Below are 12,123 nucleotides of genomic sequence, written 5' to 3'. Positions count from 1 at the left end.
CGCCCTCGCCTGGGCCCCGTTCACCCGTTCTACGAACGCCGCGTTCCGAATCCGACATCCTCGCAGAACTCGAGCAATGATCATGCTCAGTGGCCGGGGTCGTTCACGGTTGTTCGGGGCACGCTACGAGCAGGTGCGGGAGTTGTACGACGCCCACAGCCAGCCGCTGCCCAGGTTGAACTGGTAGTTGCCGGCGTCGCTGCGACGAACGTTGAACCCATGCTCCCGTCCGGAGTACACACCGTTGGCCCAACCTGACGCCGTCACGGTGTGTGAGACGCCGCCCGCGGCCGTCCAGCTCTGCCGACCCGCGGACCCGTCCGCGGACAGACCGCGCGACCGCTGGAAGGCCCGCGTCGCGGCATCGGTCCGGTCACCGAAGATTCCGTCGATCTCGCTCTTCGCGAGGAAACCGTTGGCCCAGAGGATCGCCTGCCACAAGCAGGTGGCGTTCGACGATCGATGAACGGCGACACTCACCACACCCTCGTCGTACCAGTCGGTGTACATCGTGCCGTCACCGGCCACGTAGGCCCGGCCCGTGTAACTGCCACTGGCACGCGCCGGACCTGCCACCAACGCCCCACCCAGCATCGCCGAGATCCCGACCACAGCGCCCAGAATGCGTGCCTTCACCAATCCTCCAGAAAGTCGTCCCGCACCCGTCCCGGATGCACCGCTGAACCGTCCGGACGGTAGGCGCCACCGCCAACGCGGCGCTGCCCGTACACCTCCCGTACCGGCACGCGTGATGCGTTGGCGCAGCGGTTTGCTGCTCACCGGACGCGGGCACTGTGATGCCCAGGCGCCGTGCCGTCGGCCTGTCCGACAGGACCTCCGGGTACCTCACGCCCCCGATCTCTCCTTTGACCGCGAACGAAAGGAGGCAGGATCATCGCGACCGCCGAGCCGCTGATGTTCGTACCCGGCCTCCTGTGCGACGAGGCGGTGTGGTCCTCGACGTTGCATGCGCTGGCGCATCCGGCACCGACGTCGATCAGCGATGTGCACACCGAGCCACTGTCAGTCGCAGCGATGGCCGAAGCACTACTCAGCGGATCCCCGGACCGCTTCGCGCTTGCAGGGCTGTCACTGGGCGGTTACATCGCCCTGGAAGTCATGCGCCGCGCACCGGAGCGCATCACCCGCCTCGCGCTCGTCGACACCAACGCCCGCGCCGACGATCCGAGGTCCACCTCCCGTCGCCGCGCCCAGCTCCGTCTCGTTGGCGAGGACCGCTTCGAGGAGGTCGTCGAGCAGCTCGTCGCCACATTCTTGGCCCCGGCGCGCCGGCACGACGAGCCACTCGTCGCCAGGCTCGCGGCGATGATGCGCCGTACCGGACCCGAGGTCTTCGCCCGTCAGCAGGAGGCGATCATCGCTCGCGCCGACACCCGGCCGCTGTTGCCCGGCATCACTTGCCCGACCCTCGTCTTGTTCGGCGAGGAGGACGCGCTCAACCCGCCCGCTGTTCGTCAGGAGCTGGTCGATGCCCTCCCTCAGGCCGAGGCTGTCGTGCTCTCCGGTACCGGTCATCTGGCCCCGCTGGAGAACCCCGCCGCGACCGGCGCCGCGCTGCACCGCTGGCTGACATGACCACCGCACCCCAGCCAAGGAACGACAGATGCTGATCCAGCACCAAGGAAAGGCCCCGACCGTCCACCCGACCGCGCAGGTCGCCCCAACCGCTGTGCTGTGTGGCGACGTGACCGTCGGCCCCCGCTGCGTCGTCGCGTTCGGCGCCGTGATCGCCGCCGAAGGCAGCCCGGTGACGCTCGGCGAACAGGTGATCGTGCGCGAACAGGCGCTGATCCGCGCCAGCACCACGCAGCCCGTGACCATCGGCGATCATGTGCTCGTCGGGCCACACGCCATGCTGCGCGGCTGTGAGATCGCTGACGAATGTTTCCTCGCGACCGGTGTGGCGATCTTCGACGGCGCCTCCGTCGGACGCCAGAGCGAGGTGCGCATCGGCGCCGTCGTACACGTCAACACGGTCCTCGACGCCAACGCGCTGGTACCGATCGGGTGGATTGCCGTCGGCGACCCGGCCGAGCTGTTCGCACCCGAAGCCCACGACACCTACAACGAGAAGCTCGCCGGCCTACGGTTCCACGAGACCGTCTACGGAGTCGACAGCCTCAACCGCCCCGGCGCCGACGCCGACATGCGCCTAGTCACCACCCACCTGACCGAAGCCGCCGAACCCCACCACGACGACCGCGTCCTGTAGTGCGGACCACGAGCGAGGAAACATCCCGAGTCATGAGATGACCTCTGACCGGAGGTCCGGGTGGAGGCGTCTGCCGGAATCGAGCAGTCGACCGTCTGATCACGAGTCCGTTGTCTCCAGCCCCAAACCTGCGACTCGGCGGCGTTCCCGCAGTGGCCGAGGGTGAACGCCGGAGCGGATGTGGAGATTCTCAGGTGACGTCGCCGCTGGCTTCCAGCAGGTGAGTCAGGATGCCCGCGAGACTGTCCTTGTCCCGTTCGTCGAGGGCTTCGATCAGCCGGGCGTGGTTGGCGAGGTGCAACGGCAGGACGCGGTCGATGACCTCGAGCCCGTGCGGAGTCAGCCGGATCTTGACGGAACGACGGTCCTGCGCATCAGGCATCCGGGTGACAAGGTCCTTGGCCTGCATCCGGTCGATTCGCAGGGTGATCGCGCCGGTGGTGACCAAGGACGCCTTGAGGAAGGTCCCGGCCGTCAGTTCGTAGGGCTCCCCCGAGCGGCGCAACGTCGAGAGAACGTCGAACTCTCCGGGCTCCAGGCCGTGTTGGGCGAGGAAGTCCTTGATCTCCTTGTCCCACAACCGTGACAGCCGCATCACCCGGCCGACGATACCGATCGGCGACGAGTCCAAGTCGGGCCGCTCGCTGCGCCACTGCCCGAGCACCGCAGCCACCGCGTCTGCCATCTTGCCTCCCAATTAAGTGAGCACTCATTTACTTGACACTCATGCAAGTGCTGATTATCTTAGCACTCATCTAATGACCACTCATTCAGGGGGCTCGATATGCCTTTCATCTCCACCCAGAACGCCCGGGTGCAGTACGAGATCGACGGCCAGGGACCTGGCCTGGTCCTGGTGCACGGGATGGGCGGCGACGCCGAGAAGGTCTTCGGCAACGTCGTGGACCACTTCACCGACACCCGGACGGTGGTGCGGCCCAACTTCAGCGGAAGCGGCCAGACCACCGACGACGGGCGCGAACTCACCGTGGACGACGTCTCGGAGCAGATCACCGCGGCCACCCGTGCGGCAGTGGAAGGTCCTGTGGACTTGCTCGGCTTCTCGCTCGGCGCCGTCGCCGCGGCCACGGTCGCCGCACGGCACCCGGAACTGGTCCGCAGTCTCGTGCTCGTCGCGGGCTGGACCGACTCCACCGGACCGCGCGACCGCTTCTACTTCGAGACCGCGCGCAAACTTCTGGCGACCGACCGCGAGCTGTTCAAGCGCTTCTCCACCCTCACCGGATTCGGCACCGCGACCGTGGACAGGTTCGGCCACGAGGGTCTGGCGCACTCACTTGCGGATGCCTGGCCCCCGGCCGGCATCGCCCGCCAGGTCGACCTCGGTCTGGCCGTCGACATCCGCCCGCTGCTACCCGCCATCACCGCGCCCACCCTGGTGATCGGGTTCGCCGACGACGCCATGATTCCGGTCGACGGCTCGCGCAGGCTTCACGCGGCGATTCCGGGCAGCCGGCTGATCGAGGTCCAAGGCCAGGGCCACATGGACTGGTTCACCGATCCCGTCGAACTCGTCGAGCTCGCCCGCGACTTCATCGACACCATCCCTGCCACCCAGCACGCCTGACCGGAAGGCCGGAGTATGTCCTATCCCGATCCGCGCTATCTCGGTGAAACCGGGAAGATCAACGCGCTCTTCCGACCGGCGAGCACCGCGCCCGACTTCGTCTCGCCGCCGGTGGCCGCCACCGGGCCGAACGTCGCCCAGCGCACCGCCTACCACTATCTGTCCACCACGGACTCCACCGACGGGGAGTACGGCCTGTACAAGGTGGACATGGGCCCGGAGTTCACCGGCCCGAGCACGCACTTCCACAGATCCATGTCGGAGTCGTTCTTCATCCTGTCGGGCACCATGCGGCTCTACGACGGTCGTCGGTGGATCGACGCGACCGCCGGCGACTACCTCTACGTGCCGGTTGGTGGTCTGCACGCCTTCCGGAACGAATCCGGCCGGCCGGCCTCGATGCTGATGCTCTTCGCACCCGGCGCACCCCGCGAGGAGTACTTCGAGAACGTCGCCGAGCTCGCCGGCCGCAGCGACGAGGAGCGCGCGGAGTTCTTCCTCCGCCACGACAGCTTCTTCGTCTAGATCACCCGGTGATCACCCACCGGCCGAGCCAGACAAGCTACGAAGGGGACGAGAAGCCATGCGAGTACACAAAATCAGCAACGGCGACGGTGCCTGGACCGCCGTCGGGGACCGGCGGATCTTCGTCAACGACTTGATCGACGCGGCCACCCATCCGCACGCGAGGATGACCGTCGGATTCGCCCGCCTCGACAAGGGCGAGTCGATGGACATCACCTTTCCGTACGACGAGGTACTGATCGTCACCAAGGGCTCCTACGCCGTACGAACCGCGGAAGGCGAGACCCTCTACGCCGCCGGCGGCGAGGTGCTCTACCTGCCAGCAGGTACGTCGAGCAGCTCATGGGCCGAGGAGGACACCGAGATCGTCTACGTCGCCAGTCCGCCCGACGTCTACGCGGCACACGTCGCCGCGTCGGTGTCCGGGCAGCCCTGAGCGGACCAGTTGGTCAGACCAGCACGCGCACGGCGCGGGTCGACTGCGAATGAAGAAACCCCAGGCGAGAAACCTGCCCTCTGGCCTGGGGTGGATGGAGCCGCCTGTCGGAATCGAACCGACGACCTTCTCATTACGAGTGCTGCTGAGCATCGTTCACGTCCGTTCGCTGTGGTTCGCATTGCCTTATTTGCAAGGCGATTGGCCTTCCGTGAACGACCTTGAACGGCGGCGTACTGCAACCGCTACTGCAACTGAGCATGGACGGTCCGGTGGCCTGCCGACGCCTCTTCTCCCGAGGCCCCTGTCACCACTACTGCCTAGACTCCGATCATGGCGCAGCTCATCATCGAGATTCACATACCGCTCGTCAGCACAGGGTCACCGCCCGGTACCACCTGGCCGCGGAGCACGGCCATCATCCCGGATGACCATCCGTGTCCCTGGATTTTTGAAGTCGAGGAGTACCTCGCAGAGCGGGAAGACGACGGAACTTTCGCGATATACGACGATGGTGAGGAGTTCGGCGACCACTACCTGTACTTCATCACTGGGGCAAGCGAGGAGCCTCTCCTCACCGTGGCCGCAGATGTGGCCACGTTGCCCGGTATCCCGCAAGGCGTTTTCGCCATTGTCACCGATGACGAGGCCGAGGAGATGGGCGTCGGCCGTCGGATTCCGCTCACCTAGAATCGCTGCTCTACAGGCTCGTGGCCGAACCCCGAACCCGCTGATAATCGGGCTGATCTACTCGACGTTGCGTCTTGTCGCTCGAAAGCCCTCTATTTCCGAGGGATCCGCCGCGTGGTGGTCGTTCGTCGCTGCCGCTCGGCTCGTGTTACCGCCCGTTGAATCCCGCCCCGTAAGTCGTCCCGGATCCATCGTGGCGCCAGGGTCAGCTGTCTCCGTCCGTGTCGAACTGTTGGGCGCAGTGGGCGGTCCGCTACTGTCCGATCGTGAAGACAGCCCTGCGCATTTCCGGTCTCGCCTGCCTCGCTGTGGCCACCGTGTGGATACTGCTGGGTCTCTGGGCTTCAGGATGGAACCTCCGCGGTGCGTGGCGCTCCGTGCAGGTCATGTTCGATGGACCCAAGAAGGATCTTCCGCCAGGTGCTTTCGACATGGCCAAGCCGCTCTACCTCGTGGCCATCGGAGTGTGGCTCCTGTTGTGGGTTTCCTGAGCAGGTCTGAGCTGTGGACCTCTTCCATGCCATGGGCGGGGGTCGCTTTGGTGGTCTACGCGAGGTGGCGCTTATTCCCTTATGCACAAGGGATTCTCGCGTTCTTGGTTGCTGCGAGTTGGACCGCTTTGAGACCGTTGTTACGCGTGGTCGGCTCCCAAAATCCTCCCATGGCAGTGGACGGCCCGGTCGCCTCCCAACCCCTTCCCTCCCGTTGCTCGCTGTGGCTCGGGCCAGTGCCTGGGTCGGTGGTCGCTCCGGCTTACCGTCGCGAAACTGTTGTCGCTCGCTGTGCTCGCGGGTAGCGTTACGTAACGAGTGTCGCCGGGGGGCGAGCACAGCAACGTTGGCCCGAGAGGGTAGCGACCAAGGGGGCATAGTGATCGAACTTTCATTCCCACGAGCGGATACGGAATTCGATGTTGGAAGCGGAGATTTTTCGCAGCTAGTGATCCGCGACAGCGGCAACGGGACTGGATTTTACTACTTCTATGACGAATCTGAAGGGCGACTGATCACGGACTTTGTCCTCGAAGACCGAAAGCAAGTCGCCACTCTCTGTCAAGTAAAGCTGATCAACAGGGACGGCTCATTCTCTCCTAGAATCCGACTGTGGAAGAAGGACAAGACTAAGCCGGGAAAGCAGATCGCCGAGGAGGAGTCCACTTCAACCGGCGCGCACATGGTCAAAGCGAGCGTAGATACGGACGATTGCCGTGTGAATTTCTGGAAGGTGATCGACTTCCTGCAGAGCCTTCGTGAAATCGCCCTGCCCGAGAACCCATTTCGGGTCGTTGAAGCTGATCAAGTGGACCTGGCGCAACACCTCGCAGGTGAGGACAAAGCGACAGTAATCTCTGCTGTCCGGACGGCGCTCGGCGGCTCCATTACCGAGGAAGACATTGCGGTCCTTGTGAACCGTAAAGGCGCTGTCAGAACTTTCCTTCAGCTGATGACAGACCGAGATTTCTTCGACGCGTACAAGGCGCGAAACGATGTAAAGCAGGGCGATGAAGGCGTTTGGCAGCATTTCTTCGATGCCAACCAGTGGATATTTGGCTACGGCCTGAGCCTGATTTCTAGCCAGTCCTTCGACGATCACAGGCTTGAGCAGATCACAACCGGCGCGAATCTGTTCGGCGGAGCCGGCAAGCGGATCGACGCTATCCTGCGATCACGAGGGTTCGTGAGCAGTCTGATGTTCACCGAGATTAAGAAGCCCTCGACTGCACTATTGGCGGACAGGCCTTACAGGAAGCCTGACGTCTTTCAGCCGTCGACTGAATTGACAGGAGCGATTTCCCAACTTCAGAAGACGACTGACAAGGCAATCCGAGGGATTGCTACACAGTTCTATAAGGCATACGGACCAGACGGCGAATTCCTCGGATTTGAAGTCTCCACCATTAGGCCGAAACAGGCCCTGATAATTGGCAAGCTCGAAGAATTTGAATCAAACGGGGATGTCAACCAGGAGAAGTCCACGAGTTTCGAGCTCTATCGGCGATCGATCCCCGACATTGAGATCCTCACCTTCGACGAGCTCTACGAGCGGGCGCGATTCATCGTCGGCGACGACTAACGTCCGGAGGGCGTGCGGGTCCGCTGACGCTTACGTGTCAAAGCCGACGGGCAGACCTCCCGCATCGCCCCGATAGCTGCCGACCTTAGGTTCGGTGCGGTGCGGGTCAAGGGGCGGAGCTCCCGGAGGGACGCCGTAGGCGCCCTTGACGCGTGCCGTGCCGGGCCGCCCCTTCCATGATTGCTAGCGGGGCGATGCGGGAACCACGTTCAGGCGGGCGGCCTGGGCAACCCGTGCGAGGTGGTAGCCGGCCATTCCGGCGAGTGGTGCACCGACAGGATGTCGAGCGTTGATGGCGAGTTGTGCTGTCTTCGACCCGGCACCCTGTTGGCACGTGCGCGCCAAGCCAAGGGACGCGCCGGGAGCGCAGCGAAGCGGAGCGGGAGGCAGGCGTCCCGCCCTGCGGTGGCGGCGCGCTTTCGGGCCCTGGAGGGGCCCGTCTTGGTGTTCCGGCCGCCGAAGGGTAAGAGCAAGCGGACCGTTCCGCTGCCTCCTGAGCTAGTGCCCCTGCTCCGGCTACACCGAGTTGCCCAGAATGCTGAGCGGCTCGCGGCCGGATCCGAGTGGGAGGACCATGACCTCGTGTTCTGTCGGCCAGATGGACGACCGATCGACCCACGCAAGGACTGGGACGACTGGAAAGACCTCCTCGCTGTGGCCGGCGTCCGAGATGCCCGCGTGCACGACGGACGGCACACAGCCGCCACGGTGCTGATTGAGCTCGGTGTACACGTCCGGATCGTGCAGGAGATTCTCGGTCACTCGGACATCCGACTGACGCAGCGCTACACACACGTTGCGTCACCAATGGCGGCGGACGCAGCCCAGCAGATGGGCCGTGCCCTGTGGGGTGGGACGCCGTGAGATGGACCGAACTGCAACTGGAACTGCAACCGGTCTGGCTGCCCGGTCCCGTGTCGGACCGGGTTTGCGCAGGTCAGCGCGTACTTCTTGTGGAGCCGCCTGTCGGAATCGAACCGACGACCTTCTCATTACGAGTGAGACGCTCTGCCGACTGAGCTAAGGCGGCGGGTGCCGAGGCAAGAGTGTAGCGGGAGGTGGGGGAGGATTCCGAATCGGATAGCTGGGGTGGGGTACGGCGGGGTGCTCGGTGTGCTCGGGATCACGCCGGGCGGGGGTGAGGGTGGCGGCGTACGGGGTGCCTGGTGAGTCGCGTCGAATGGGTAGGCGGGAGTCGCGTCGTACCGGGAGCCTGGAGTGGCGTCGCACCTGGCGGGGTGGTGGGAATTGTGGTGGCGGGGAACCTGAGCTCGGGCAGGTGCGTCGGAGGGGTGCTTCAAATGGCGGTGGAGTAATTGTTTGGGAAATGCGTTGACTTCATCCCGGGGTTGGGTCAGACTATTTCCCGCAAGGAACTACAACTCTGAGGAGAGATCGTGTACGGCATGCGCACCCTGAAGGAAGCCTGGCGGCCCGGCCGCGTGGCTTTGTCGGCGTGCCTGCGATCCCTGTGTGACGGCACCTTCTACTACCACCACCAGCTCAGCATCGAGCCCAGCCCGTGTACGGGCGGCCCGCCTGGGTGATCCCCTTCGAGGGGAGAACCTCCAGGAGCCGTCTGAGCCGGGAACCGGCAGCAGGCGGCTCTTTTCTTTTGCCCGGACATCGGGCCATCGTCGGTGTGCAATGGTTGCGGACCGGATTCCAAACCCGCGTCATGAGGGTTCGATTCCCTCCACCGATGCTTTTCCGGTATTCACGGATATCGGCACGAACAATTGACAACTGGACATTCATCGCAATTTCCCCGGGGCCGGCGCGGTCCCGGGGAGGACCAGCTGTAGGCCAGCGGCCAGGCCACCTCATTTGGGTTGAGGAGATCGGAGGTTCGAGTCCTCCCAGCTGGACCAGGCGCCCGCAGGATGCTCAGCTACCGGCCGAGCGGGCGCCACAAGCGTGCCCTGTGACGGAAATCCGCAGTACATCCGGCGCAGGGCACCTGAACGCCCGTGGCTCAACCGGACAGAGCGCCTGCCTACGAAGCAGGAGGGTGCAGGTTCGAATCCTGCCGGGCGTGCTGTGTCCGAGGCCGAAGTGGGCGAGGCACCGGGATGTGGCCCCGGAGGAAGCGGGTTCGAGCCCCGCCGGACACCCTCGAGGACGACGCGCTCACGCACCGTAGAGCGCGCCGTACGCAACGAAACGCAGTACCCCCGCGGCTCTGGCCCAACTGGGAGAGGCGCCTGGCTTAGGACCAGGAGGTTCAGGGTTCGAATCCCTGGGGCCGCACCCGACGACCGACACCGAGATCGCCGACCTGCTGACCGCGGGTCGGGCACACTGGAAGGGAGGAGGAAGCACATATGAGCGGTGTGATCGTCCTGAACGCCTCGTACGAGCAGCTGCACGTCGTGTCGATCCCGCACGCCATCCGGATGCTCGTCCGCGAGGTCGCCGTCGTCGAGGAAGCACACGACGGCGCCAGCATCGGACCGTTCCCGCTTCCTCGCGTCCTGCGGCTCGTCCGGTACGTCGTGATGAAGTGGCGCTACGCCTCCGGCCGCCTGCAGTACACGCGGGCCGGCGTACTGAAGCGCGACAAGTACACCTGTGCGTACTGCGGCAAGGCCGGCGCGACGACCATGGACCACGTGGTTCCACGATCCCGTGGCGGCCGGGGCGAGTGGCTGAACGCCGTCGCCGCACACGCCGACTGCAACGAGAAGAAGGGCTCGCGCACCCCGGAAGAGGCCGGTATGCCGCTGCTGTGGCAGCCGTGGGTCCCTTCCCGTGCCGAGATAGCGCTCTGACGCGACACCACCAGGTGCCGCGGCGGAGCGCGATGCCAGGTGGGCGCCGGTGACCCACCCTCGGTTCTGACCCGAGGCCCCGCAGGTTCGAGCCCTGCCCTGGCAGCTTGTCCAAGGTGGAATAAGCCGAGCGTTGGCCTACCGGCAGCCGTCTCGAAAACGGTCGATCCTTCACCGGATGTGCGGGTTCGAGTCCCGCTTCCACCGCATGCAGACGAACGAGGAGAGTGGGGAGATGAACGTGGAGCTTCCGGTTGAGCTGAGTGGGGCGAAGAGCTCTACGCTCATGTGGGCGCACGAGTACGAGGTGGACGCGAAGGCGCTGCGGCAGCTGCGGAACATCGCGGCGCTGCCGTGGGTGCACGGGGTCCGGGTGATGCCGGACGTGCATCTCGGCAAGGGCGCGACCGTCGGGTCCGTGATCGCGATGAACCAGGCCGTGTCGCCGGCCGCGGTCGGGGTCGACATCGGGTGCGGGATGGAGGGCGTGCTGACCTCGCTGACGGCCGCGGACCTGCCGGACGACCTGTCGGCGATCCGGTCGCGGATCGAAGCCGCCGTACCGGTCGGCTTCCGGGCCCACGAGGACCCGGTCGGGGTACGCCGGCTCGGGCTGGACCCGCGTCCGTGGAACCGACTGTGGGGCGAGTTCACGAGCCTGCACGACGGGGTGCAGGACCGCGAGCGGAAGGCCAAGCAGCAGATGGGGTCGCTGGGCGGCGGGAACCACTTCATCGAGGTGTGCCTGGACGACGAGGACCGTGTGTGGCTGATGCTGCACTCCGGCAGCCGCAACATCGGCAAGGAGCTCGCGGAGCGGCACATGCGGATCGCCCAGGAGCTGCCGCACAACGCGGATCTGCCGGACCGTGACCTGGCGGTGTTCCTGTCCGGTACGCCGGAGATGGACGCGTACCGTCGCGACCTCACGTGGGCGCAGGAGTACGCCGCGCGGAACCGGGCGGTCATGCTCGCGCTGGTGATGCAGGCGGTGCGGGAGTCGTTCGAGGTCGACGTACGGTTCGAGCAGCCGATCTCGTGCCACCACAACTACGTGGCCGAGGAGCACATCGACGGGCTCGACCTGCTCGTCACCCGCAAGGGTGCGATCCGGGCGGGGCGCGGGGACCTCGGGCTGATCCCGGGGTCGATGGGCACCGGTTCGTACGTCGTCCGCGGGCTCGGCTCGGAGCGCTCGTTCTACTCGGCCTCACACGGGGCGGGCCGGCGGATGAGCCGCAACGAGGCGAAGCGCCGGTACACGGTCGCGGACCTGGTCGCTCAGACCGACGGCGTCGAGTCCCGCAAGGACGCCGGGGTCATCGACGAGATCCCCGCCGCCTACAAGGACATCGACTCGGTCATCGCCGCCCAGTCCGACCTGGTCGAAGTCGTCGCCCACCTCAAGCAGGTCATCTGCGTGAAGGGCTGAGCCCGTCATTCGAGTAGGCGGCTGAGCCCGTCATCAGATCAGCGAACGCTGGTCAGCCTACGCCGGGCTGTAGAACGCAGGTTCCTGCCGTGCACAGGGGACACGGCAGGGGCCTCAGGGTGGGATCCGCCTGTGGGCAGGGGCAGCGGTTTGCTAAACCGTCGGTCGGCTGGCATGTCGGCTCGCGAGTTCGAATCTCGCTCTCACCGCTGGGTGGCCGGGAAGGACCGGCCACCCTGCCAGGCCCCGTTGGTCTAGTGGTCAGGACGCCTGGTTCTCATCCAGGAGATCACCGGTTCGAATCCGGTACGGGGTACGTGGTTGTTCGCAGTACCGCTGCCAGCGGATTGGGTAGTTCTTCGGAAGCGGCAGTAC

General features: G+C 65.4%; 14 protein-coding genes and 10 tRNA genes. 21 read left to right on the top strand and 3 right to left on the bottom strand.

Annotated features, from left to right (window positions below; genetic code table 11):
* Nucleotides 1-123 precede the first annotated feature (123 nt).
* Entirely contained in the window at nt 124-636 is a 513-nt protein-coding gene (locus tag BJY22_RS08605) for a peptidoglycan-binding protein (protein WP_202891036.1), read from the bottom strand.
* A gap of 279 nt (nt 637-915) precedes the next feature.
* Between BJY22_RS08605 and BJY22_RS08600 the strand changes: the two genes are divergently transcribed.
* On the top strand, nt 916-1,596 hold the full coding sequence (locus BJY22_RS08600; protein WP_167205068.1) for an alpha/beta fold hydrolase: 681 nt from the start codon (nt 916-918) through the stop codon (nt 1,594-1,596).
* 28 nt (nt 1,597-1,624) lie between these two features.
* A complete protein-coding gene (locus tag BJY22_RS08595) occupies nt 1,625-2,233 on the top strand; it encodes a gamma carbonic anhydrase family protein (protein ID WP_167205067.1) in 609 nt (202 codons plus the stop codon).
* Between the two features lie 190 nt (nt 2,234-2,423).
* Here BJY22_RS08595 and BJY22_RS08590 read toward each other — a convergent pair whose 3' ends face one another.
* On the bottom strand, nt 2,424-2,918 hold the full coding sequence (locus tag BJY22_RS08590; RefSeq protein ID WP_167205065.1) for a MarR family winged helix-turn-helix transcriptional regulator: 495 nt from the start codon (nt 2,916-2,918) through the stop codon (nt 2,424-2,426).
* A gap of 99 nt (nt 2,919-3,017) precedes the next feature.
* Between BJY22_RS08590 and BJY22_RS08585 the strand changes: the two genes are divergently transcribed.
* The 7 genes from BJY22_RS08585 to BJY22_RS43260 all read left to right on the top strand — a co-directional run bounded on the left by BJY22_RS08585 (nt 3,018) and on the right by BJY22_RS43260 (nt 8,409).
* On the top strand, nt 3,018-3,821 hold the full coding sequence (locus BJY22_RS08585; RefSeq protein WP_167205063.1) for an alpha/beta fold hydrolase: 804 nt from the start codon (nt 3,018-3,020) through the stop codon (nt 3,819-3,821).
* Nucleotides 3,822-3,836: 15 nt separating this feature from the next.
* Nucleotides 3,837-4,346: a cupin domain-containing protein gene (locus tag BJY22_RS08580; protein WP_167205061.1), complete on the top strand. Its 510-nt coding sequence runs from the start codon at nt 3,837-3,839 to the stop codon at nt 4,344-4,346.
* Nucleotides 4,347-4,404: 58 nt separating this feature from the next.
* Complete coding sequence (locus tag BJY22_RS08575; protein ID WP_167205059.1) at nt 4,405-4,782, top strand: cupin; 378 nt, start codon at nt 4,405-4,407, stop codon at nt 4,780-4,782.
* A gap of 333 nt (nt 4,783-5,115) precedes the next feature.
* Nucleotides 5,116-5,472, top strand: a complete 357-nt coding sequence (locus tag BJY22_RS08570; protein ID WP_167205057.1) for a hypothetical protein — start codon at nt 5,116-5,118, stop codon at nt 5,470-5,472.
* 266 nt (nt 5,473-5,738) lie between these two features.
* The gene (locus BJY22_RS08565; RefSeq protein WP_167205055.1) at nt 5,739-5,963 is read left to right on the top strand and encodes a hypothetical protein; all 225 of its coding nucleotides are present in this window, start codon (nt 5,739-5,741) and stop codon (nt 5,961-5,963) included.
* A 379-nt stretch (nt 5,964-6,342) separates the two neighbouring features.
* The gene (locus BJY22_RS42875) at nt 6,343-7,545 is read left to right on the top strand and encodes a Shedu anti-phage system protein SduA domain-containing protein (RefSeq protein WP_202891035.1); all 1,203 of its coding nucleotides are present in this window, start codon (nt 6,343-6,345) and stop codon (nt 7,543-7,545) included.
* Between the two features lie 279 nt (nt 7,546-7,824).
* Nucleotides 7,825-8,409 carry a tyrosine-type recombinase/integrase gene (locus BJY22_RS43260; RefSeq protein WP_167205053.1) on the top strand — a complete coding sequence of 195 codons (585 nt, stop codon included), beginning with the start codon at nt 7,825-7,827 and terminating at the stop codon, nt 8,407-8,409.
* Between the two features lie 90 nt (nt 8,410-8,499).
* Here BJY22_RS43260 and BJY22_RS08550 read toward each other — a convergent pair.
* Nucleotides 8,500-8,575: transfer RNA gene (locus tag BJY22_RS08550), tRNA-Thr, on the bottom strand.
* Between the two features lie 376 nt (nt 8,576-8,951).
* On the opposite strand from BJY22_RS08550, the gene BJY22_RS08545 reads away from it, so the two are divergent.
* The 12 genes from BJY22_RS08545 (at nt 8,952) to BJY22_RS08490 (ending at nt 12,064) form a co-directional block, all read left to right on the top strand.
* Nucleotides 8,952-9,092 carry a hypothetical protein gene (locus BJY22_RS08545; RefSeq protein WP_167205051.1) on the top strand — a complete coding sequence of 47 codons (141 nt, stop codon included), beginning with the start codon at nt 8,952-8,954 and terminating at the stop codon, nt 9,090-9,092.
* 89 nt (nt 9,093-9,181) lie between these two features.
* Nucleotides 9,182-9,250 (top strand) — tRNA-Trp (locus BJY22_RS08540).
* 90 nt (nt 9,251-9,340) lie between these two features.
* Nucleotides 9,341-9,416, top strand: a tRNA-Pro gene (locus tag BJY22_RS08535).
* Nucleotides 9,417-9,509: 93 nt separating this feature from the next.
* Nucleotides 9,510-9,583, top strand: a tRNA-Arg gene (locus BJY22_RS08530).
* A gap of 2 nt (nt 9,584-9,585) precedes the next feature.
* Nucleotides 9,586-9,659: transfer RNA gene (locus tag BJY22_RS08525), tRNA-His, on the top strand.
* A gap of 62 nt (nt 9,660-9,721) precedes the next feature.
* Nucleotides 9,722-9,795 (top strand) — tRNA-Leu (locus BJY22_RS08520).
* 74 nt (nt 9,796-9,869) lie between these two features.
* Nucleotides 9,870-10,316, top strand: coding sequence for an HNH endonuclease (locus tag BJY22_RS08515; RefSeq protein WP_167205049.1), 447 nt, complete (start codon nt 9,870-9,872; stop codon nt 10,314-10,316).
* A gap of 33 nt (nt 10,317-10,349) precedes the next feature.
* Nucleotides 10,350-10,422: transfer RNA gene (locus tag BJY22_RS08510), tRNA-Gln, on the top strand.
* Nucleotides 10,423-10,431: 9 nt separating this feature from the next.
* A tRNA-Ser gene (locus tag BJY22_RS08505) sits at nt 10,432-10,523 on the top strand.
* Entirely contained in the window at nt 10,495-11,748 is a 1,254-nt protein-coding gene (locus BJY22_RS08500) for an RtcB family protein (RefSeq protein ID WP_238350320.1), read from the top strand. The genes BJY22_RS08505 and BJY22_RS08500 overlap by 29 nt, the downstream gene beginning before the upstream one ends.
* 118 nt (nt 11,749-11,866) lie before the next feature.
* Nucleotides 11,867-11,957 (top strand) — tRNA-Ser (locus BJY22_RS08495).
* Nucleotides 11,958-11,991: 34 nt separating this feature from the next.
* Nucleotides 11,992-12,064: transfer RNA gene (locus BJY22_RS08490), tRNA-Glu, on the top strand.
* Nucleotides 12,065-12,123: the final 59 nt, after the last annotated feature.

The sequence above is a fragment of the Kribbella shirazensis genome, assembly GCF_011761605.1.
Lineage (GTDB): Bacteria > Actinomycetota > Actinomycetes > Propionibacteriales > Kribbellaceae > Kribbella > Kribbella shirazensis.
The sequence above is the reverse complement of the archived record's forward strand: the minus strand, read 5'-3'. Positions and strand labels throughout refer to the sequence as shown.

Excerpts from the sequence above, each read along its gene's own strand:
- BJY22_RS43260 (WP_167205053.1), top strand. The coding sequence starts at position 7,825 with ATGTCGAGCGTTGATGGCGAGTTGTGCTGTCTTCGACCCGGCACCCTG.
- BJY22_RS08580 (WP_167205061.1), top strand. The coding sequence starts at position 3,837 with ATGTCCTATCCCGATCCGCGCTATCTCGGTGAAACCGGGAAGATCAAC.
- BJY22_RS08600 (WP_167205068.1), top strand. The coding sequence starts at position 916 with ATGTTCGTACCCGGCCTCCTGTGCGACGAGGCGGTGTGGTCCTCGACG.
- BJY22_RS08595 (WP_167205067.1), top strand. The coding sequence starts at position 1,625 with ATGCTGATCCAGCACCAAGGAAAGGCCCCGACCGTCCACCCGACCGCG.
- BJY22_RS08500 (WP_238350320.1), top strand. The coding sequence starts at position 10,495 with ATGTGCGGGTTCGAGTCCCGCTTCCACCGCATGCAGACGAACGAGGAG.
- BJY22_RS08545 (WP_167205051.1), top strand. The coding sequence starts at position 8,952 with ATGCGCACCCTGAAGGAAGCCTGGCGGCCCGGCCGCGTGGCTTTGTCG.
- BJY22_RS08575 (WP_167205059.1), top strand. The coding sequence starts at position 4,405 with ATGCGAGTACACAAAATCAGCAACGGCGACGGTGCCTGGACCGCCGTC.
- BJY22_RS08570 (WP_167205057.1), top strand. The coding sequence starts at position 5,116 with ATGGCGCAGCTCATCATCGAGATTCACATACCGCTCGTCAGCACAGGG.
- BJY22_RS08590 (WP_167205065.1), bottom strand. The coding sequence starts at position 2,918 with ATGGCAGACGCGGTGGCTGCGGTGCTCGGGCAGTGGCGCAGCGAGCGG.
- BJY22_RS08515 (WP_167205049.1), top strand. The coding sequence starts at position 9,870 with ATGAGCGGTGTGATCGTCCTGAACGCCTCGTACGAGCAGCTGCACGTC.
- BJY22_RS08585 (WP_167205063.1), top strand. The coding sequence starts at position 3,018 with ATGCCTTTCATCTCCACCCAGAACGCCCGGGTGCAGTACGAGATCGAC.